This is a genomic window from Archangium sp. Cb G35, assembly GCF_001896145.1.
Taxonomy (GTDB): domain Bacteria; phylum Myxococcota; class Myxococcia; order Myxococcales; family Myxococcaceae; genus Archangium; species Archangium violaceum.
The window spans coordinates 13,688-34,575 of sequence record NZ_MPOI01000013.1; the positions used below are offsets into that span (position 1 = coordinate 13,688).

A 20,888-nucleotide genomic window follows, 5' to 3' on the forward strand; every position below is an offset into this window, starting at 1 on the left:
GTGTAGCCTGTTCACCATGCGTCCTATCGACATCTGCACCGCGGTCCTCGTCACCACCGGCAACCGCGCCCTCCGGGAGCCCGCCAAGGCCCGCTGGGATGCCGTCGAGGAGCTCCTCGGACTCCGACTCCGCCCCCACAGCCCCTTCGACTCCCGCGTCACCTTCGTCGACGTCGGCGGCGAGCACGTCTCCTTCGAGGAGTGGCTGGAGAACCGCCCCGCTCCCTCCGCCCGCCTCTGGCTCGCCCCCTTCCCCAAGGGCCCCTCCTCCGACTCCTCCCTCCAGGGCCTCCCCGAGGACATCCACGAGGCCATCGACAGCGGCGGCCTGGGTTTCCTCGTCTACTCGGATGGTCAACGCCTCGAGCGCTTCGTCCCCCGCGAAATCCAGCCCCCCACCTACGAGATCTCCGGCCCCCAGCTCCATGCCTTCATCCTGGGCCGCCACGACCCCTCCGCCCTCTTCGAGGTGCTCGCCACCGAGCTCGCCGTGGCCCCCGAGGCGCTGGAAGGCCATATCGCCTCCCTCTCGCCCGATGACCTCCAGGACGTCATCCCCCGATTCATGTCCTCCGGCTCCGACGTGGAGTACGCCGCCTCCGGTGACGCGGGGCCCGACTCCGCCGACGTCGAGACCTGGAACTCCTTCTTCTCCCCCTCCCCCGCCTCCTCCAGCCTCTCCTTCGAGTTCCTCTACGCCGGGCCCGGCTTCGAGTCCGACCTCGAGCGCGACCTCGACTCCGCTCGCGCGGAGCTCGCCGCCTCCATCGAGGCCGTCCAGGCGTTCGCCCACGCCCACTCGCTCCGCTCGTGGGAGAAGCACTTCCGCCGCGCCCTGCTCCGGCTCTCCCTCGAGCCCCAACCCCTCGAGGACCTCGTCGAGCTGCTCCTCCTCAACGGGCTGCCCACTCCCGCCATCCAGCTCGCCCTCTGCGCCGCCGCCTCCGATGTCTTCGGCGGCATGGGCTCCTGGAATGACATGTCCTTCGAGGGTCAGGACCACGAGCGATATGTCGCCCTCTCCGACCGTTTGTTCGCCTCCACCCGGACAGCGCTGCGCACCAGCCTCAACAGCTCCGCGGGGTGAGCGCGGAGTGAGGGGTCCGAGTGGGGTTCAGCTCAGGGCCCGGATACCCTCACCCCGACCCTCTCCCGGAGGGCGAGGGAGTGGGTTCACTGGTGTGGGTTCGCCGGTGTGGGTTCGCTGGTCCGTGGACCTGGCTCGGCACTGCTGGCGCTACTCCTTCTTCGCTTCCTTGCGCCGGCTCAGCGCCTTCTGCAGCTTCTTCATCTTCTCCAGGATGAGGCTCCTCTTCAGGTTCGACAGGTGCTCCACGAAGACGTGACCATCCAGGTGGTCGATCTCGTGCTGCAGCACGTGCGCCAGCCTCCCCTCCGCCTCCAGCTCGTGCCACTCCCCCACCCGGTCCTGGTACTTCACCTTCACCTTGTGGAACCGCGGCGTCTTCTCGTACTGCTCCGGCACCGACAGGCACCCCTCCTCCAGCGTCACCGGCCCCGATTTCTCCAGAATCTGCGGGTTGATGATCTCGAAGAACGTCCCGTCCTCCCTCCCCACCCACGAGCACCGCTGCGACACTCCAATCTGGTTCGCCGCGATCCCAATCCCCTCCGCCTCCTTCATCGACGCGAACATCTCGTCCAGCAGCTTCGTGAGGGTGTCTCCGAAGTCCGTCACCGGCTTCGTCGGCGTGTTGAGGACCTTGTTCGGCCAGATGACGATGTCCCGTGCCATTCCGTTTCTCTTCTCCCTGCTCGAGCGAGTGAACCGCCCTTCTACACCGGGCCCGCCCGCTCGCCACCCCCGACTCTCACCCACCTGTCTCAACCCCGACTCCCCCACCCCCGAGCGCCGCGGGTACGGGTCTGCTACACCCCCCGTATGCACCCCAACGCCCAGCGCCTCACCGACTTCTACGCCGCCTTCGCCCGCCGCGACGGCGACGCCATGGCCTCCTACTACCACCCCGACGCCGAGTTCTCCGACCCCGCCTTCCCCGGCCTGCGCGGCCCCCGCGTCACCTCCATGTGGCGCATGCTCTGCGAGCGCGGCACCGACCTCGAGCTCACCCTCGTCGACGCCCAGGCCGATGACCGCACCGGCCACGCCCGCTGGGAGGCCCGCTACACCTTCAGCATGTCCGGCAAGAAGGTCCTCAACCGCGTCTCCTCCACCTTCGAGTTCAAGGACGGGAAGATCCTCCGCCAGACCGACCACTTCCCCTTCTGGACCTGGGCCCGCCAGGCCATCGGCCCCGCCGGCCTCCTGCTCGGCTGGTCCCCCTTCCTCCGCAACAAGGTCCAGGCCCAGGCCCGCCGCTCGCTCGACAAATACATGAAAGAGCGTGGAATCGAGGGAGCGTAAGTCTTTCCGCAATTCCTCTCATCTTCCTTCCAGAGCCAGACAAGTCTTCTGCCCTGGAAGAACCACACACCGGGCGCCCGCCTCTCGCAGCGGGCCCCCCAGGGCCGGTCAGACGCCACCCACCAGGGTCGCTCCCCACCCCTCCCACGCGGCATTTCCCCTCTGAAAATCCCGCGTCTCCCCCTCCGTCCGCCATCGTCCCACAGACCGCCCAGCCGCGCGCCCCTCGCGTGGAAAGATGTATCAACGCCACACTTCCGCGGCCTTCAATGACGAACAAAAATGCAAGATTTCAGCAGCAACATTCCATTTGTATTTGCCGCTGAGAATTTGTATTGCTTTACCTGCGTGAGTTCACGCGGGCCGGATGCGGATGAAACGAAGTGAAAGATTTCCGCTCTGGATGCAGGAGTCGAGGATGCCAGGGAATGAATCCTTCGAGGCGATCCACTCCGGCCCCGTCACATCAACGGTCTCGTGAAGGAGCACTCCACAGGGAGTGCGGGAGGGCATCATGAGGGCAGTGCTGAACCACATCACCGAGCGTCAGAACCGTTTCGCCGAGCACCACGTCTTCGACGGACTGCAGCAGGACGGGCCCCTGGAGCAGGTGCTGGCGTTCGCTCCGCGGCTGGCCTTCTGGGTGATGAGCTTCCAGGACGTGCTGCGGCTCAACGCCCAGCGGATGCAGGACCCGGAGCTGGCCATGCTCATGCTGCGTCACCGGCAGGAGGAGCGCGGGCACGACCACTGGTTCTTCGAGGACGCCGCGCAGCTGATGGGCCGGCCCTTCAACCTCACCGAGCCGTGGGGCCGCACCCACGAGGCCACCCGGGACGCCAGCTACGCCATCCTCGCCGAGGCCATGCGCCCGCTGGACGACCGGCTGCGCATCATCCTGGTGCTGACGCTGGAGTCCACCAGCCACGCCTTCTTCAGCCGCACCGCCAACCTCCCCCAGACGCTCAGCCAGGGCCAGAGCCTCAAGTACTTCTCCAACCACCACATGGAGGCCGAGGAGCAGCACGAGGTCTTCGAGGAGCAGATGGAGTCGATGCTTCTGGGCATGGAGCTCACCCCGGAGCTGCGCGCCGAGGCCATCGCGCTGGTGGACCGCGTGTATGCGGCCTTCCACTCCATGTTCGACGGCTTCCAGCCCGAATCTCAGCGTCCCGCGGTCAAGCCCGAGTGGCGTCCGCAGCCCGCTGTCACTTCCCAGCCGGCCCTGTAGGCCAGCCCCGCTCGCTGAGCGCTCGCGGTACCGCTGTACGTCGTCCGGGTGTGTGAGCCTTGCGCACCCTTCGTTGCTTCAACGGCCGCTGGCGGCACGTCCCGCCCGGCCTCCCGGGGGTCCTACTCGGCCTCGACGGTGTTGAAGAACGACTTGATGACCTCCTTGCCCTTCACCTCCCACAGGATGACCTGGCCCTGGCGGATGAAGTAGCTGTCCCCGGCCTTGTACTTGTGGGTGTTGCCCGCCTCGTCCGTCAGCGTCACCTCGCCCTCGAGGATGGTGGCGTGCTCCGTGAAGGGGAAGGTGATGCGGATCTTGCCCTTCGTCGCCTTGAAGAGGCCGGCCGCCACGGGGCCCCTGGAGTAGTCGATGCGGGCGTAGATCTTCGGGTTGCCCTCGAGCACCCGGCCACCCAGGTTCTCCGGCGAGCCCAGGTTCACGAAGCCGTCGTCGCGCACCTTGCCCTTGAGCGGGTAGACGATCATCGCCTTCGGACGGGACGAACCCCCACCGAGCTCCGCCTCCGCGCTCGCCAGCTCCGCCTCGCCACCCTGGGGAAGCTCGCCACCGCAAGCCGTCATCAGACCCGCCAGAGCGACAACGCCAAGGACCAGCATGCGGTTGAGGTGAGCGTGGCGGAACATGGGCACTCCCGGTTTCGTTGTTCGCAAAGATTTATGCCACCCCCTGAATCCAATGTCTATGCAAATTCAGCGTGGGGCGCGAAAAACAAACCGGAAGTCTCCTTTTTCGCTCTCACCGTGAGCGATGTCTGTCTACCATTGTCTCCGTCTGTCTACCATTGGCCTGTCTGACCTACCGGGTCCGGTTCACCATTTGAGGTGATAGGTGCAGGAGCGGCCCCCCTTGCCACGGCAGCTGGCGGGGTCGTGGTCGATGCGCAGGCGGATGGAGCCCTTGGGCTGGAAGCGGTCGTAGAGGGCTTCCATGATTCCCTGGTCGAACTCGCAGGGGTACGGGTTGTCGGCCACCATGCGGGCGGAGCGCTCGGCCTCGGGGAAGAAGCGGTAGCTGCCGATGTCGCCCTTGCCGCGGTGGTTCATCCGGTAGGCCACGTCCAGCGAGTTGAGCGCCGAGCCGAACGAGTCGATTCCCGGAGGGAAAACGGCGCTCTTGGGCACCGCCCGGCCAATGGCCCGCGTGGTGTTGGGCCCCACCTGCTTGAGGATGTCATCGAAGCTGTCGAGGACACTCGGCATCGGGTACCACTTCTCCGGGTCCAACGGCTCGATGCCGTGCGAGGCCAGCACCCGCTGCGCCTTGAGCTTGAGGAACTCCATGGCGTTGATCAGCGCCTGTACGCTCTTCCCGTACACCTCGACATGACCTGCGGATGCGTTGCGCGTCATGACCACTCCTTAAGTTGGCTCTCGCGAGCATTACTCAAACACGAGACAGCGCGATTCTCCCTCAAGCGCCCGCCCTCCGCGAGACGGCACGGCGCCTGGTTCGAGAATTCCACCGCAATCAATTATTTGCCGCGGGGTTGTGCAATCCCTACCACCGCGCCACACATTGCGACGATAATTACATGGCAATCAATTATTTGCCGTGTGGCTGCTCAATCCCTGACGCCGTGGCGCCCCCGCGCAGTGCGTCCATGAGCAATGTGTGTGCATTCAGCTCCGTGCGACGCACGTTGCCCGCCACAGACAGCGCTTCCTTGTAGCCGCCGGCCACGAAGGCCTGGAAGTCCAGCGTCCCCACCCGGTACACCGCCTCCGGCTTCACCGGCTCGTCCCCCGCCTCGGGGTGGGAGGGCTCCTTCAGCACCCGCAGACGCACCGGCCGCCCGTCCTCCACCTCGTACCGGATGCCACTGCGCTGGCTGTAGCTGTCCGTCCCCCGCTTGGACTCGCTCAGGGCCACCCAGTCCGCCAGCTGCGCCCCCGTCAGCTCCGCCGTCACCAGCTGGTTGCGGTACGGAATCGCCCCCAGGAAGTCCTCCACCGTCACCTCCCCCGCGGGCAGCCCACCCCGGAAGCTCGCCGACAGCGCGAAGAAGGCGTGCACCCCCGCCGCCCGCCGCCATACCTCCGCCGCCCAGGTGCCCACCTCCGCCTGGCCCGTCGTGAGGCCCTCGTCCCGCAACGGCCTGTTTAGATGGCCCAGCACCTCGAAGCGCTCCGGATGCTTCGCCACCAGCGCCCGCTGCAGCCGCCCCACCTCCGCCGCCGTCTCCGGCTCCTCCCGCTTCGTGCCGTCCATCTTCACCAGCCCGCCCTCCACCCGCTCCAGCTTCCCGCCCTGGAAACGCAGCCGTACCTCGGAGAGGTAGGCGAGGTACTGGTACGGAGCCAGGTACCAGGTGCGCGTCCCCGGCAGCAGGCCCAGCTCCGTCTTCTGGTGCGAGTGCGAGCCCATGATGACGTCGATGCCCGGCACCGCCCGCGCCAGCGCCTCGTCGTCCTCGCGCAGCTGGTGCCCGAGCAGCACCACCGCGTCCACGTGCTCCTCCGTGCGCAGCGCCTCCACCACCGCCCGGGCCGCCTCCGTCGCGTCCGTCCACCGCGTCCCCGCCGGCAGGTTCTCCGCCTTCACCAGGCGCTGCATGTCCGGCCCCGCTACCGCGAAGAAGCCCACCCGCACGCCCCCCACCTCACGCACCACGTAGGGTTTCCCCTCCACCTGGAGGTACGGCGCTCCGTCCGCCCCCACCAGGTTGGCGCAGAGCACCGGGTAGCTCACGCTCGCCCGGCACCGCTCGAAGGCCTCCGCCCCGTAGTCCAGGTCGTGGTTGCCCAGCGCCATCACGTCCAGGACACCGTTGAACCACGGCCACTCCACGCACCCGTACTCGTCACTCCACGTGGGCACGCCCTTGTTCACCGTGTCCCCTCCCGACACCACCAGCGTGTCCGGATTCGTCTTCGCCTCCCGGAGGTACGCCAACGCCCTCGCCACGCCCCCCTGTCCCGGCTCACCCTCCGAATAGAAGGGCACCGCGTGCGAGTGGTAGTCCGTCATCCCCACCAGCGTCACCGTACGCGTCGTCTGGCAGGCGGGAAGCAACAACAGGCTCGTGAGAAGGGCGAAGGGCTTGTTCATGTGCGGGGGGCTCCTGCTCCATCCCTTCACACCCCGGTCCTCGGAACGTCAAGCCGTGCACCCCGATGGCCCCTGGCCGGCGCACGGCGGACACCCTCCCGGGCGCGGTCTCGCGCAACTTGTCCAACTGTTGGACAAGTTCGTACGGACCGCGCCCGGAAGGTGCCCGCCTGCCCTCCGGCCTGCCAGGGCGGATGGGACGACTCCCTCCCGGCACGAAGCCCGCACCATCGCCACCCTTCCGAGCGGGACAGTCCAACCAAGGAAGGGATGGGAATGGATGCCATCGCGCTCTTGAAGGCGGACCACAAGACAGTGGAGACGCTCTTCCGCAAGTTCGAACAGGCCGGCCGCAACGCCAAGAAGCTCAAGCGCAAGCTCGTGGATCAGATCGTCCGCGAGCTCGCCATCCACGCCCTCATCGAGGAGCAGATCCTCTATCCCTCGATTCGCACCCGGGCCACCACCCTCGAGGACCAGGTCCTCGAGGCCCTCGAGGAACACCACGTCGCCAAGTGGCTCCTCAAGGAGCTGGAGAACCTCCCCCCAGAGGCCGAGCGCTTCGACGCCAAGGTGAAGGTCCTCATCGAGAACATCCGCACCCACGTCACCGAAGAGGAACGCACCCTCTTCCCCCAGGTGCGCAAGGCCTTCAGCCCTCAAGAGCTCCGCGACATGGCCGAGGCCTTGATGCTCGCCAAACGCGCCGCTCCCACCCGGCCCCATCCCCGCGCCCCGGATACCCCGCCCGGCAACCTCGTCGCCGGCGCCGTGTCCGCCGTGCTCGACATGGGCAAGGACGCCCTGCGCGCCGCTCGCCGCAAGGCAGAAGGGCTCTCGCCTTCTCCCGCTCCTCGCGCCGGCAAGCGCTCCAAGCGCCGCGACGTCTCGCGCGACCTCCCTCGCGAGGGCGATGGCTCCGTCCAGGACATGGCCACCGAGTCGTCCTACTTGATGTGAGCCCTTGATGTGAGCCCTTGAGCTGACGCTAGGGGAACGCGGGCAGCGGCGAGACGTCCGGGGCCACCCACTCCCGCCGCGCCCCCTCCGCATCCAGCGTCTCCTTGCGGTAGTGGTGTGACAGGAGCTTGCTATCCCTCAGTCCCGGGTGCGCTTCCTGGAACGCGCTGAAGGGCTCCAGCTCCGGCGTCTCCTTCAACGCACGGTACACGTGCGCGCTCCACGCCCGCGTCACCGTCTCGTGGTACTTGCCCGGCGCTCCCAGCGCCGTCGCGTACCTCTGGATGGTGCCGCGGATCCGCTCGTAGCCTTCCGCCGGTCCGTGCCGGCGCAGGTACAGCCAGGCGAGCCTCACGTGCTCCCGGTGACCGAAGTGCTCCCCCGGCCACTGCGCGGACTCCACCGCGGAGAGGAACTCCTCGTCGCTCGCTGTCTCCGGGTTCATGTCCGATTCTCTCCTGGCCCTCTCCGGGGGAACCCCAGGCCCGGATACCCTCACCCCGTCCCTCTCCCGGGGGGAGAGGGGTTGGTGCTCTGTGTTGTACCTGGGGTTCTTGGGGGTTCTTGGGGGGTACTCGTGGGTTCTTGGGGCTGGGGCTCAGCCTACTCCCAGGCGAATGCGAACCCTCCGTCCAATCCGTCCACCCACTCGCGCTTCACCCACGCCCTCTTCCCCCCCGTCGCCCTCAGCAAACCCTCCAACTCCCCCTCCTGACACGCCACCGGCAGGAAGTCTCCCCGGCTCACCACCCGCCCACTGCTCGGCCCCGTCCACTCCACCGACCACGTCCCGAAGCTCATCGTCTGCCGATGGATGTCCGGCGCACTCTCCATCATCCGCCTCGGACTCCCATGCGTCAGCACCTTCACCACCCTCCCCAACGGCGAACACAGGTAGTCCGCCTTCGTCCTCCTCCCCAACTCCTTCAGCGCCTCCTCCCCTCCCCCATACCTCGGCGCCAACTGCCTCGCCGCGCACCCCAGCATCCTCAGCAATGAATGCATGGGGTAGTTGAAGGCATCCACGAAGCGCTCCTCGCCACTCGCCTCCAGGCAGCTGCGCACCGCCGCCCCGTCCCCCAGCCCTCGCACCGCCTCCAGCGTGCCCTTGAACATCACCCCGCGCGCCGTGTCCCCCGGCCTCGTCCGCTCCATCCTCCACGCCAGGTCCCGCTCCCAATCGCTCCCGCCCGGCGTGTCCAGTAGCGCCACCGCCTGCATGCTCATTGGCCGTACCCCGATGCTGTGAGGAAGTCCGTGATGACCTCTCGGCGTCACGCGCGACCCAGGGGTGCACCGGCCATGCCGCTACCCCCTCCGCGCACCTCTTCCGTCCACCGCTCCACACTCGCTCGTCCCGCGGTACAGGGTCCCCTCACCCACAGGCCCAAGTCCGGCACACTCCTGGCTTCCCGGGGCGCAAACCCTGCGCGGTACCGCTCGACCCCCAGGCGAAAATCCTGCGCGTCACCGCCCCGCGCTCACTCCCACGAGACGAGGTACTCGCTGTCGAGCACCTCCAGCCTCGAGCCACTCACCCGCACGCCCCGCGCCTTCATCGCCTCGAGCGCCCCCTGCAACACCCCCTCGTGCCAGGCGCACGGCATGAAGTCGCGCTTCATCATCACCCACCCCCTCGTGGGCCCCTCCAACGTCACCGTGCGCTCTCCAAAATTCACCGCCGCCCGGTACGCCGACGGCATGTTCGTCAGCAGCCGCCACGGCTCCCCCTTCGACAGCAGCAGCAGCGCCTTGCCCGCCGCCGTCTTCAACAGGTCCGCCGTGGCCCTCCTCCCCAACCGCCGCTGCGCCTCCGCCCAGCTTCCACACCGCGGCTCCATCACCCGCGCCGCCGTCTCGCTCACCTTCAGCCACGCCCCCACCGGGTAGTTGAAGAACTCCACGAAGCGCGGCTCTCCCCCCGCCTCCATGCACTGGCGCACCCCTTCCTCCCCCTCCAGCTCCCTCACCTCCTCCAGCACCCCCAGGAAGAACGTGCCCCTCACCGTGTCCGCCGGCGTCGCCAGCCCCAGCCGCTGCTCCAGGTCCTCGCGCAAATCCTGCGCTTCCACCACTTCGGCCTCTTCGGCCTCGCACGCGCTCACGCTCATGGCTCCGCCCCTCCGGTCATCACCCTAAGCACCCCTCCCCCCAGCCCCCTCACCCACCTCCACCCCCGTCCGCTGGCCGACGCCTCCCCTCTCCCCTTTGCCCAATCCCTCACACTTCGGCCCCCTCTCCCCCGGCTCGGCTCCATCACGCCTACAATGGCTCTCACTGTGTGCGACGCCTCGAGCCCTCTCCACCACCCCGTCCCTCCCGCTCCCTGCTTCGAAATTGAAGCAGGGTGCCTCGTCGCCCCACGGCCCGGCAACCCTCTTCCTCTCCTTCCCCCCCTCTGGACCAAAGGGCATTTTCTTGATTTCTCTGGAAATCCCACACGGCTTCAGAATTGACGTGGAAGCACATCAGAGATGACGGTCACCCAGGACACCTCCACCCTCCCGCGCAGCGAACGCAAGCCCCTGTACGTGCAGGTGGTCACCCAGCCTCCCCTTCATGGGTGCTGGGCCGTCAACATCAGCGAGACGGGCATCGGGTTGATAGGCACCCCGAAAGGGCCGGCCGAGGGCCCTCGCGAGGGGCAGGAGCTGGAGATGGCCTTCACGCTGCCGGAGTCGCGCGCGCGCATCCGCGTGCGGGGCATCGTGCGCTGGAGGCACGATCCGGAGGAGCGGGACGAGGCGGCGGTGACGGCGCTGGGCGTGAGCTTCCACGGCTTCGAGGGCTCCGACGGGGTGACGCTCAAGCGCTACCTGCTGGACCACCAGCTCTACGTGGCGGCGGTGTACGCCGAGGAGTCGGAGCTGCGCGTGCTGCGCGAGGCGCTGGAGAGACACGTGCGGCTGCGCTTCGTCCCCACGCCCGAGGACCTGGACACGCTGCTGGGCCGCGGGGACATCAGCGCGCTGCTGGTGTGCGGACGCGACGAGGCCCGGGCCATCGCCCTCGTGGAGCGCCTGGCCACCCGGCGCGCCGAGGCGGACCCCACCGGCGCCGGGCCCGCCAGCGATTTGTCCCCCCGCATCCTCTATTGCGCCCCCGCGGTGCCCTCGCGGCTGGTGGAGCTGTTCAACCAGGGGAAGATATTCAGGGCGCTCGTGCCCCCCTTCGAGCCGGTGGCGCTCCGGCAGGCCGTGCTCCAGGCCAGCCGCGAGCTGGGCCTGCGCACCGAGCAGCGGCGCGCGGCCCTGGAGCTGGAGCGCAACCTGCTGCGCGAGCGCGCCCGCGAGGCCCCCCGGCCCGCCCCCGGCGCCGACGTCACCGAGGAGCCCGGCTTCCGCAGCCCCGTCATGCGCGAGGTGCTGGACATGGTGCGCGTGGCCGCGCCCCACCGCGTCGCCGTGCTGCTGCAAGGCGAGACGGGCACCGGCAAGGAGGTGCTCGCCCGCGTCATCCACCGGCTGAGCGGCCGCAGCAACCAGGCCCTCGTCGTGCAGGACTGCGGCGCCCTCACCGAGACGCTCCTGGAGAGCGAGCTCTTCGGCCACGTGAAGGGCGCCTTCACCGGCGCCGTGGCCGACCACCCCGGCCTCTTCGTGCTCGCCGACGGCGGCACCATCTTCCTGGACGAGATTGAAAACACCACCCCCAACCTCCAGTCCAAGCTGCTGCGCGTGCTGGAGAGCGGCGACGTGCGCCCCGTGGGCGGCACGCAGATCCGCCGGGTGGACGTGCGCATCATCGCCGCCAGCAACAGGGACCTCGCCGAGGAGGTGCGCGCCGGCCGCTTCCGGAGCGATCTCTTCTACCGGCTCAATAGCTTCACCATCGACCTGCCCCCGCTGCGCGAGCGCCCCGAGGACATCCTGGACCTGGCCCGCTACTTCCTCGGCCACTTCAACCGCACCCTGCGGCGCTCGGCCAGCGGGCTGACCGGGGAGGCCGAGCAGCTCCTGGTGGCCGCGAAATGGCCGGGCAACGTGCGCGAGCTGCGCAACTGCATCGAGCGCGCCGTGCTGCTCTCTGGAGAAGAGGAACTCATCAGCCGGCGCCACCTGCCCCCCGCCCTCGTCCACCTCGCGGAGAGCTCCTCCCGCCACACGGTGCGCGTGAACAGCGCGGGCTCGCTGAAGGACAGGCTGGAGCAGATGGAGAAGGAAATCATCCGCGAGGCCCTCGAGCGCCACGGGGGCGTGGTCCGCCGCGCCGCCGCCGCGCTGGAGATGGACCCCGTGACGCTCGGCCGCCGGGTGCGGCGCCACGGGCTGCTCGATAAAGAGCAATGAAGGCCGGGTAACGAGGGCCAGGGGAAGGGGGCGAGCAGGAGGGACTTCCGTCCCGGGTGGCCGGCTCCCGAGCGGCATCACACCTTGAGGGGACAAGGACACCTGGCTCTCGGGTTCATCCCGAGGACGGCGAAGGAGCGGCCATGGTTCCCAGCCAAGAGATGGTTCCAGGAGACGGTTCCAGTTGGGACTCGCCCTCCGAGCCCCTCCCGATTCATCCAGAGCCTCCGGGCGAGGACACGCCCTCCGCCCAGGACCCCCTGGAGTCGGACTTCGGAGACTCGTTCCTCGTGCAGGTCGCCGCGCTCTCCTCCCAGCAGGTGAGCACCGCGCCCCTCTTCATCGCGCCCGGCACCCGGCTGGGCGGCGAGGACGGCCAACGCTTCGAAATCCTCACCGAGCTGGGCACCGGCGCCATGGGCCAGGTGTTCCGCGCGAAGGATCTCCTCCTCGAGCGCACCACCGCCATCAAGTTCCTGCTCCAGCACGAGCGCATTCCCCGCCAACGGCTCGACAGCCTGTTCCTCACCGAGGCGCGCGCCACCGCCCGGCTGGACCACGAGAACATCGTCCGCATCTTCGACGTCGGCACCTGGAAGGACATCCCCTACCTGGTCATCGAGTACCTGCGCGGCCGCTCCCTCCAGGCGCTGATGAAGCAGGAGCGGCTCGAGCCCCTGCGCGCCGTCCAACTGATGGAGCAGATCGCCGCGGGCCTCGCCCACGCGCACCAGCAGGGCATCATCCATAGGGACCTCAAGCCCAGCAACGTCTTCGTCCTGGAGAACGGGCGGGCGAAGCTCCTGGACTTCGGGCTGGCACACCTCATGGCGGGGGACACCCCTTCGCATCCCCAGGCCGGCACGCCCGCGTACATGGCGCCCGAGCAGTGGCGGAAAGAGCCGCAGGACGGACGCGCCGACATCTGGGCCGCGGGCGTCATCCTCTTCGAGATGCTCACCGGCGTGCTGCCCTACCAGGCACCACAGCCCCGGGGACTGCGCGCGCAGGTGACCTCGCGGGAGCCCGTCCCCTCGGCCCGCGCGCAGGCCCCCGAGCTGCGCGAGGAGTTGGAGCAGGTGCTCCAGCGCGCGCTGCAGAAGGATCCGGACCTGCGCTTCCAGAGCGCCGAGGAGCTCCGGCAGGCCCTGCACGCGGTGGAGTCCCTCCTCGCCCGGCCCGCCACTCCGCCCCCGCTCCGGCGAGGCGCCGCGGCCCGCCCGGACGCCGCCATCCAGCGCCGGCAGGTGACGCTCCTGTCCGCGCGCCTGGGCAGCCTGAACGCCCTGCCGTCCTCGCTCACCCCGGATGACCGGAGCGAGGTGCTGGAGATGTTCCACCACTGCTGCATCCTCGAGACCGGACAGTGGGGCGGCACCCTCATCACCTCCGTCAACGACCAACTCCTCATCTGCTTCGGCTGCGGCGCGGCGAGGGAGGACGACGCGGAGCGCGCCGTGCGCGCGGCGGAGCACCTGCTGGACGTGATGAAGGAGCAGCGGCTGCTCCCCCAGCTCGGCCTCCACACCGGCCCCGTCACCCTCGACTACCTGGCCGTGCAGGCCCAGTCCGGCGGGCTCACCCTCCAGGGCGAGGCCCCCACCATCGCCAACGCGCTCGCCGCGCACGCCCGGCCCGGCACCGTCCTCCTCAGCGAGCAGACCCACCGGCTGACCCGGGGCATCTTCGCCACCGAGTCCCTCGGCCCCCAGCGCCTCGAGGGCAGCCGGCACAAGCTGGACGTCCACCGCGTCCTCAGCGCTCGCGAGGTGACGAGCCGCTTCGAGCGGGCCTCCCGCCAGGGACTCACCCCGTTGATTGGAAGGACGGAGGAGCTCGCGTTCCTGCTCGAGTCCTGGAACCGGGCCCGGAACGGCCAGGGGCAGTTGCTGTTGCTCACGGGCGAGGCGGGCATGGGCAAGTCCCGCGTGGTCCAGGCCCTCCGCGAGCGCCTCACCGGCGAGTCCCATACCCACCTGACGTGCCAGTGCTGGCCCCAGTTCAAGGACAGCGCCTTCTACCCCGTCCTCGAGGTCATCCGCCGCGCCATGCGGCTGGAGCGCGAGCGCACCCCGGAGGCGAAGCTGGCGCGGCTGGAGCAGATGCTGACGGCCCTGGAGCTCGAGGTGCCCCACGCCCTGCCCCTGCTGGCCCCGCTGCTCTCCGTCCCACTGCTCGACCGGTACCCGCCTCCCGCCCTGTCTCCCAAACGGACGAAGGAGGAGGTGCTCCAGGTGCTCACCGAGCTGCTCCTGCACCTCACCCGGCACGACCCCGTCCTGCTCGTGGTGGAAGACCTCCATTGGGTGGACCCCTCCACCCTCCAGTTGCTCGCCCTGCTCCAGGAGCGCATCCCCACCACCCGGGCCCTGCTGGTGCTCACCGCCCGCCCCGAGTTCCGCTCCCCCCTTCCTCCCCGTCCCTGGTTCCATCAGCTCGGGCTGGAGCGGCTGTCCCCCGAAGACACCGGAGCGCTGGCGCGGAAGGTGGCGCGGCAGGAGCCCCTCTCCCACGAGCTGATCGACCAGCTCGTGGCCCGGACGGATGGCGTCCCGCTCTTCGTGGAGGAGCTGACCCGGATGATGCTCGAGCTGCGCTCCACCCGGGGGGGCGTCCCCAAGCGCGACCTCGAGCAACTGCTCGTCCCCATCACCCTGCAGGCGCTGCTCGCCGCGAGGCTCGACCGGCTCCCCCCGGAACCGAGACAACTGGCGCAGGTGGCCGCCGTGCTCGGCCGCAGCTTCACTCCCGACATGCTCGCGGCCGTCAGTGGCTGGGAGCCGCCGGCCCTGCAACAGGCCCTGGCCACGCTGCTCGCCTCGGGCCTGTTGCACAAGCAGGGCCCCGGCCCCGAGCTCCAGTACCAGTTCCGCCACGCCCTCATCCGCGACGCGGCCTACCAGTCGCTCCCGCGCAGCCGGCTGCGGCAGTACCACCGGCGCGTGGCCGAGGTCCTCGCGAAGCTCTTCCCGGAGACGGCGCAGGACAACCCCGAGCTGCTCGCCTACCACCAGGCGGCGGCGGGACAATACGAGCAGGCCATCCACTCCTGGGCCCAGGCGGGGACACTCGCCAGTCAGCGCTCCACCAATCAGGAGGCGGTGGGCCACTTCCAGGCCGCGCTGCGGCTGGTGAAGCACCTGCCGGACCTGGCACAACAGCGGCACGAGGAGCTGCGTCTGCAGTTGGGACTGGGCAACAACCTGATGGCCACGCGGGGCTATGGGGCCCCGGAGGTGGAGCGCGCATACAGCCGGGCCCATGACCTGTGCACCGCGATGGGGGACACGCCCCAGCTCTCTCCGGCGCTGCACGGACTGTGGCTGTATTACTTCGCCCGCGCCCGCTTCCAGAAGTCACGCCAGCTCGCGGAACAGTTGCTGGGCCTGGGGCACAAGAACCCGGAGACGGTGGACGTGCTCGTCCTCGGCCACCGGATGATGGGCACGACGCTGTTCGCCATCGGCGAGCCCGCGGCCGCCCTGGAGCACTTCCAACAGACGCTCGCGCGCTATGACCGCGTCCGGCATCGCTCGCTGGCGCTCGTGCACGGCGTGGACCCCGCCGTGGTCTCCATGTCGTACGTGTCGTGGATCCGCTGGTACCTCGGCTTCGCGGACCAGGCGTGGCGCGACCATCAGGCGGCCCTGCGCATGGCGAAGGAGGTGGCCCACCCGCACACGTCGGCCCTCACCTACTGCTACGCCAGCAACTTCCACCAGTTCCGGCGCGAGACCGAGGACACGCTGAGGTGCGCGGACAAGGCCATCGCGTTCGCCCGGGAGCACCACTTCCCGCCCTGGGAAGCCTGGGCCACCCTGCTCAAGGGCTGGGCCCTGGTGGCACGAGGAGACGCGGAAGAGGGGCTGCCCCTGCTGCGCGTGGGCCTCGAGGGCTGGCGGGCCTCCGGCTCGGAGACGGGGATGGCCACCCATCTCACCCTGCTCTCGGAGGCATACCTGATGGCCGGACGGCACGAGGACGCCTGGCGCGTGCTGGAGGAGGCCTTCACCCTGCAGGAGCGTTACGGCGAGCGCTGCACCGAGGTGAAGTTCCACCGCGTGCGGGGAGAGTTGCTCTGGGCGCGAGGCGCCGCCCCGGAGCAGGCGCTCGCCAGCTTCCACCAGTCCATCGCCGTGGCCCGGCGGCAGGGGGCCCGCTCGCTGGAACTGCAGACGGCGCTCAGCCTCTGCCGGCTGCTGCTGCACCTGGGCGAGCGCGAGCAGGCGCGCACCACGCTGGACGCGGTGCTGAGCGGCTTCACCGAGGGCTGGGACACCCCCGACCAGCGAGAGGCCCGGGAGTTGTCCGCCCGGCTGGGATGAACCCGGGCGCGGGTGGGCGCGCCGTGAAGGCACGCACACATTGCGGGCATGGCCCGACCCCGGTGGGAAGCGCAAGGAGAGACGCCCTTCATCCGCCCCCTCACACGCCGGCTGGAGCCAGCCGTGCGCCGGCCCACGGCCGCCTGGCTCCGCGCCCGGCTCGTGCTACGCATCCTATCCGGGTTGCTCCTCGCCTACGTCCTGCTGAAGGCGCTCAGCGCCGCGGGCGGGTGGCTGCTCTGGGAGGTGCTCGACATCACCCCCACGCCCCTCTCCACCGGGCGCAACGCCCTCCTGCTGACGAGCCTGCTCCTCGTCTTCGCGCCGGTGCTGTACCTCTCCACCTGCGCGCTGGCGCGGCGCTTCCTCCGCCCCCGCGTGGACACGCTCGTCCTCTACATGGGCACCACCTGCTTGTGCGCGACGCTCGGCGAGGTGGGCACGGACTCGCTCTCCGTGGCGCTGCTGAAGCGGCCCCTCTGGCTCTACCACGTCTGGCCGGTGAACCATGGCTACACCTCGGCCATCGGGCTCTTCACCTGGCCCCTCTATGGGGGCTTCCTCTACTTCCTGCACCAGGCGCTGCGCGCCAACCCCCGGCTGCGCCCCTTCGACAGGGAGGGCCCCAAGGTGCTGCTGCTCGCCGTGGACACCATGCTGCTGGAGATCTGCGTCAACGTCTTCTCGCTCGGCCTCTTCCAGTCCTTCTTCTTCTTCTATTTCCGAGGCGACCTGCAGCACTTCTCCACGTGGGAGATCTTCGTGCCGTACGTGGTGCTCGGCTACGCGGGCCTGAAGCTGCTGGCCTTCCTGGAACGCAGGCGGCATCACCTGGCCATTGGACTGGCGCTTCAGGCCCTGGGCATCCTATGCGTCTGGGCTATGCCGTAGCCTTCTCGTCCTCGGGCTCCGGGGCACGCTCCCAGCCCTGGACTCCCCACGTCTCGCGCAACTGGTCGGGGAGCCGGAAGGGCCGGCGGTTCTTCCCTCGGCCCGCCCAGACGATGCCTTCCATCAGCTTGCGCCCGAGCAGCTCGCACAGCCTCGCGGAGAACAGGTTCCGATCGTTCGTCTCATCGGTCACCCACCCCAGGCCAATCAACGGACCCATGACCAGGGCGCTCATCAAGTCGCGCTTGCGGGGCACGCCGGCGGCGGTTGCCGTGGCATCGCCCAACAAGTGGTGGATGAGCACCTCTCCCAGGTCGTCGAAGAGGTTGCCGGGCGTGACATGATCCAACAACGCCAACAGCGCCCCGGTCATCTCCGCACCTTCCCGGCTCCAGTGGAAGTGGCGCTGAGCGATCTTGTCGTAGAGACGCTCGCCGTCCTCGTAGCGTTCGGGCAGCAGCTCGCCCTGGATGCCCATGATGTGCCCCACCACCCGCCAGGAGTGATAGTAGGCCTGCCGCTCGCGCGGCGAGCTATCGCACCCCAGCTTGGGCAGGGCGCGCAGGGTGACGACCGAGAACGCCAACATGGTGGCCGCCATGTCCTCCTGGTTGATGGGCTGGCCCAGCGCCGGGCTCCACCGGCCCTCCTGGGCGAAGAGGCGGCGCACGACGGCATGCATGAGGCGCACCTTCTGCGCCGTCCGGATGCCACGCCCTCCCGGCTCGAGTCCCGCCGGATTGCCGGGTCCCTGGTCCGGAGCCATGACATCCACCACCATCTGCGCCGTCTCCAGGATGCGGCGATAGAGGTTGGTGGGGAGTCCGCGTCCAGCGCTGGAGCGCATGAAGCCCCCGAAGCGCTCCTGGAGGGCGTGCACGAGAATCGGGAGCAGGCCCCCGGAACGGCCCGGGCGCGGGCTCGTGAAAAGACGCTGCCGGGCCCTCGCGGCAGGATCACGCCCCATCTTTCCGGTGCGATGGAGCACCTTCACTCCCTTGCTGGCCGCGTAGCAGGACGGCAGCGAAGCGCAGAAGAGCGCGAGGAGCATCTGGGGAGCGCAGCGGTTGAAGAAGCGCTGCCCCTCGAGGATGAGGGGCCTCTGCGCCCAGGGCGGCAGGGTATCCGTATCGTCGAAGAAACGGCGCAGGGACGGGGGTAGATCCTCGGGCACCGGCTGCTCGTTGATGATGAGCCGCGTCATCAACTCGTTGGCCAGCGTCACCTCACGCTCGGTCAGGCTCCGGACCGCCTCGTCCGCCTCCGGGTCGCACTCGGTGCGCTTCTTGTCCAGGAATTCATCCGTCCAAACCGTTTCCGTCATCCGCATATGAACCGCCCCTGATGGAGTTCGCAGGGGGGCACCCCCATGGTGTCCCCATAGGGTCCGACGGAGATCGGCTATTTGTGACGCCGGGCCGCGACGGGACGAGACCCTGCATGAAGAGGGAGCGGGGAATTGACGGGCGCTACTCCAGCACGCAGCCGTCGCGCTCGCTGACGAAGCGGGCTTTCTCGCCCCACAGCAGCGCGGCGGCCGTCTGCACGCTTCGCTCCTCGTAGTCCACCGTCACCGTGGCCACCGCCGGACTCGCCGCCGTCCAGCGCCGGCAATACTCCTCGCTCATCTCCATCACGAAGACGCAGGAGCAGAAGTCCTTCGCCGTGTACGAGGTGACGAGCTGCAAGTCGTTGTTGTCGTAGGGGCGTTGCACCGTGTCGCCCCTCCCGCAGGAGAGGGCCGCGGCACACGCGAGCACCACCAGCGCACGGCTCGGGCTCATGGCTGCTCCTCCACCACCGCCATGGCCAGCTTCAGGAAGGTGTCCAACGAGAACGAGCCGTCCCGGTCATCCGCCGTCCGCACCACGATGAGCTCCTTGGAAGGAATGATGGACATGGACTGGCCCCAGTGCCCCCGTGCCGCGAAGGCGCCCTCGGGCACGCTGGGGAAGGGCAGTTCCGTCTGCACCCCGGGGATGGGGCGGTTGAGCCACCACTGCCAGCCCTGCACGTCGTCCCGGCCCCGCTCGTAGGACTTGAGCTTGATGGGCTCGGACACCCGCGTCGACCGCGCCACCCAGTCCTCGGGGAGGATCTGCTCACCCGCCCAGCACCCGTTGCGAAGGTAGAAGTAGCCGAACCTCGCCAGGTCCCTCGGCGTGGCGTGCAGGTACGAGGAGCCCACCACCACGCCCTTGCCGTCCCGCTCCCACGTGGCGCTCTTCATGCCCAGCTTGTCGAGCAGCAACACCCAGGGCCAGTCCCTGCCCAGCTCGGGCCGCAGCACAGCGTCCAGCACCCCGGCCAGCAGCGTCGCGTCCCCGGACGAGTACCTCCACGAGGTGCCCGGCGCGTCACTGCGCTCGTGCGCGGTGATGAAGGACACCATGTCCTGGCGGCCCTCTCCGTACAGCATCGCCAGCACCGAGGACGTCTGGTACGAGCCGCCGTTCTCGTAGTCCTCGCGCCAGTCCAGCCCCGAGGCGAACTCCATCAGGTGGCGCACCGTGATGGCGCAGTTGTCCTGCCGCGAGGACTTCACGTGTTCGCAGATGGAGTCGTCCAGCGACAGGGCGCCCCCCTTCACCGCGATGCCCACCAGCGCGCTGGTGAAGCTCTTCGACATGGACCAGGACAGGTGCCGCTTGCTCGCGTCGAAGCCGCGCCCGTAGCGCTCGTACACCACCCGGCCCTTGTGGATGATGACGACTCCATCCGTGCGCAGGCCCTTGCGCTCCTCGTCCTTCCCCTGGAGCGTGAAGGCGTAGTCCTCCAGCGCCTGGATTTCAGCCGCCCTCGCCGCGGCGACCTCCGCGCGGGCATCGGGCCAGTCCTCCGTGGGCCAGCCGGTGGTGGAACAGTCAGCGGCACGGGCCGGGAGCGCGGAAGAGAGCGCCATGGCCACGAGTGCCGGCAAGGTGAGCTTCTTGTGGATTCGACGCATGGGAGCTCGGGGAAGTCCCTCTCCCAAAGGAGAGGGGACGACATCAGAACGCATGACGGAACAGGGGAACCACCAGGGCCCGCGAGGCGGTCGCCTCCACCACGGAGCGCGGACGCTCGGGGACCCGCGACAACGTGGGCGGCGGCACCGGCGCCGTCGCGCGCATCGTCAACGTCACCGCCGTGGGCAACACCAGCGCCTCCACCAGGGTGAACAACGCCGCGTCCCCCAGGTCATCCACTGTCGCCCCGAGCAGCACCGCCCCTGTCACCGCCAGTACGTGCACCCCGAGCGCCACCCAGACCGCCGGTTGAAAGCGCACGCTGCCCGGTTGCAACGCATTGCCCACCAGCCACTGCACCCCCGTCACCGCCAGCGGAGGCACCGCCAACAGCAGCACCATCGCCGGAGCCGCCGCCAGCACCAGGTCCGACGACAACGAGCCCACCCACGCGCTCAGCGCCAGCGTCGCAGGCACCGCCACCACCGCCGCCCCCGCCCCCGTGCCCAGCTCCAGCGCCATCCACTTCAGCGGCTGCTCCGTCATCATCCCCGCCGGCAACAGCCGCGCCGACTCCGGCGCCGCCCGCGACGTCATCGGCACCATCCACAGCACCAGGGCCAGCGCCACCGCCGGGCTCACGCCCCTCCGGGCCCACCGCGCATCCGCTCGCAAGGGAAACATGGCCGCATGTCATATCATCGACACGCGCCTCCCGCGCCCACCACCCGGGGGGCTTTCCGCCACCCTTCGCTTCGTGCCACCGTGGACTCCTCGGCGAGCCCT

General features: G+C 69.1%; 18 protein-coding genes. 7 read left to right on the plus strand and 11 right to left on the minus strand.

Translation table 11 applies throughout. The features are described from left to right. The first annotated feature begins 16 nt into the window (after nt 1-16). Entirely contained in the window at nt 17-1,087 is a 1,071-nt protein-coding gene (locus BO221_RS55050; RefSeq protein ID WP_073565172.1) for a hypothetical protein, read from the plus strand. Between the two features lie 150 nt (nt 1,088-1,237). On the opposite strand, the gene def is transcribed toward BO221_RS55050, so the two are convergent. Further along, a complete protein-coding gene (gene def / locus BO221_RS34760; RefSeq protein WP_073565173.1) occupies nt 1,238-1,756 on the minus strand; it encodes a peptide deformylase in 519 nt (172 codons plus the stop codon). Between the two features lie 147 nt (nt 1,757-1,903). Between def and BO221_RS34765 the strand changes: the two genes are divergently transcribed. Together BO221_RS34765 and BO221_RS34770 are read left to right on the plus strand one after the other, a co-directional pair. After that, nucleotides 1,904-2,386 carry a nuclear transport factor 2 family protein gene (locus tag BO221_RS34765; RefSeq protein ID WP_073565174.1) on the plus strand — a complete coding sequence of 161 codons (483 nt, stop codon included), beginning with the start codon at nt 1,904-1,906 and terminating at the stop codon, nt 2,384-2,386. Nucleotides 2,387-2,900: 514 nt separating this feature from the next. Next, nucleotides 2,901-3,617, plus strand: a complete 717-nt coding sequence (locus tag BO221_RS34770) for a hypothetical protein (RefSeq protein WP_143195866.1) — start codon at nt 2,901-2,903, stop codon at nt 3,615-3,617. Between the two features lie 122 nt (nt 3,618-3,739). On the opposite strand, the gene BO221_RS34775 is transcribed toward BO221_RS34770, so the two are convergent. From BO221_RS34775 to BO221_RS34785, 3 genes are all read right to left on the minus strand, one after another. Next, nucleotides 3,740-4,264 carry a cupin domain-containing protein gene (locus BO221_RS34775; RefSeq protein ID WP_083681812.1) on the minus strand — a complete coding sequence of 175 codons (525 nt, stop codon included), beginning with the start codon at nt 4,262-4,264 and terminating at the stop codon, nt 3,740-3,742. A gap of 186 nt (nt 4,265-4,450) precedes the next feature. Beyond that, nucleotides 4,451-4,990 carry a hypothetical protein gene (locus BO221_RS34780; RefSeq protein WP_073565176.1) on the minus strand — a complete coding sequence of 180 codons (540 nt, stop codon included), beginning with the start codon at nt 4,988-4,990 and terminating at the stop codon, nt 4,451-4,453. Nucleotides 4,991-5,183: 193 nt separating this feature from the next. Then, complete coding sequence (locus tag BO221_RS34785) at nt 5,184-6,689, minus strand: bifunctional UDP-sugar hydrolase/5'-nucleotidase (RefSeq protein WP_073565177.1); 1,506 nt, start codon at nt 6,687-6,689, stop codon at nt 5,184-5,186. A gap of 276 nt (nt 6,690-6,965) precedes the next feature. Here BO221_RS34785 and BO221_RS34790 point away from each other — a divergent pair, with 276 nt between their 5' ends. Continuing rightward, complete coding sequence (locus BO221_RS34790; RefSeq protein ID WP_083681814.1) at nt 6,966-7,649, plus strand: hemerythrin domain-containing protein; 684 nt, start codon at nt 6,966-6,968, stop codon at nt 7,647-7,649. A gap of 28 nt (nt 7,650-7,677) precedes the next feature. Here the strand turns inward: BO221_RS34790 and BO221_RS34795 are convergent, their stop codons facing one another. The 3 genes from BO221_RS34795 to BO221_RS34805 form a co-directional block, all read right to left on the minus strand. Beyond that, nucleotides 7,678-8,094, minus strand: a complete 417-nt coding sequence (locus BO221_RS34795) for a hypothetical protein (protein WP_083681816.1) — start codon at nt 8,092-8,094, stop codon at nt 7,678-7,680. A 158-nt stretch (nt 8,095-8,252) separates the two neighbouring features. Continuing rightward, the gene (locus BO221_RS34800) at nt 8,253-8,876 is read right to left on the minus strand and encodes a TIGR02265 family protein (RefSeq protein ID WP_083681818.1); all 624 of its coding nucleotides are present in this window, start codon (nt 8,874-8,876) and stop codon (nt 8,253-8,255) included. Between the two features lie 254 nt (nt 8,877-9,130). Continuing rightward, nucleotides 9,131-9,760: a DUF2378 family protein gene (locus tag BO221_RS34805; protein ID WP_073565179.1), complete on the minus strand. Its 630-nt coding sequence runs from the start codon at nt 9,758-9,760 to the stop codon at nt 9,131-9,133. A 363-nt stretch (nt 9,761-10,123) separates the two neighbouring features. Here BO221_RS34805 and BO221_RS34810 point away from each other — a divergent pair, with 363 nt between their 5' ends. From BO221_RS34810 to BO221_RS34820, 3 genes are all read left to right on the plus strand, one after another. Next, nucleotides 10,124-11,938, plus strand: a complete 1,815-nt coding sequence (locus tag BO221_RS34810; RefSeq protein WP_073565180.1) for a sigma 54-interacting transcriptional regulator — start codon at nt 10,124-10,126, stop codon at nt 11,936-11,938. A gap of 143 nt (nt 11,939-12,081) precedes the next feature. Further along, nucleotides 12,082-16,263 carry a TOMM system kinase/cyclase fusion protein gene (locus BO221_RS34815; RefSeq protein ID WP_073565181.1) on the plus strand — a complete coding sequence of 1,394 codons (4,182 nt, stop codon included), beginning with the start codon at nt 12,082-12,084 and terminating at the stop codon, nt 16,261-16,263. Between the two features lie 123 nt (nt 16,264-16,386). Then, on the plus strand, nt 16,387-17,154 hold the full coding sequence (locus tag BO221_RS34820; protein ID WP_073565182.1) for a hypothetical protein: 768 nt from the start codon (nt 16,387-16,389) through the stop codon (nt 17,152-17,154). On the opposite strand, the gene BO221_RS34825 is transcribed toward BO221_RS34820, so the two are convergent. From BO221_RS34825 to BO221_RS34840, 4 genes are all read right to left on the minus strand, one after another. Continuing rightward, entirely contained in the window at nt 17,144-18,478 is a 1,335-nt protein-coding gene (locus tag BO221_RS34825) for an oxygenase MpaB family protein (RefSeq protein WP_158079963.1), read from the minus strand. The two genes, BO221_RS34820 and BO221_RS34825, sit on opposite strands and share 11 nt — an antisense overlap. 145 nt (nt 18,479-18,623) lie before the next feature. Then, a complete protein-coding gene (locus tag BO221_RS34830) occupies nt 18,624-18,938 on the minus strand; it encodes a hypothetical protein (RefSeq protein WP_073565184.1) in 315 nt (104 codons plus the stop codon). Next, on the minus strand, nt 18,935-20,101 hold the full coding sequence (locus BO221_RS34835; protein ID WP_073565185.1) for a serine hydrolase: 1,167 nt from the start codon (nt 20,099-20,101) through the stop codon (nt 18,935-18,937). The genes BO221_RS34830 and BO221_RS34835 overlap by 4 nt, the downstream gene beginning before the upstream one ends. A gap of 43 nt (nt 20,102-20,144) precedes the next feature. After that, complete coding sequence (locus BO221_RS34840) at nt 20,145-20,786, minus strand: hypothetical protein (protein ID WP_083681822.1); 642 nt, start codon at nt 20,784-20,786, stop codon at nt 20,145-20,147. Between the last annotated feature and the right edge of the window lie 102 nt (nt 20,787-20,888).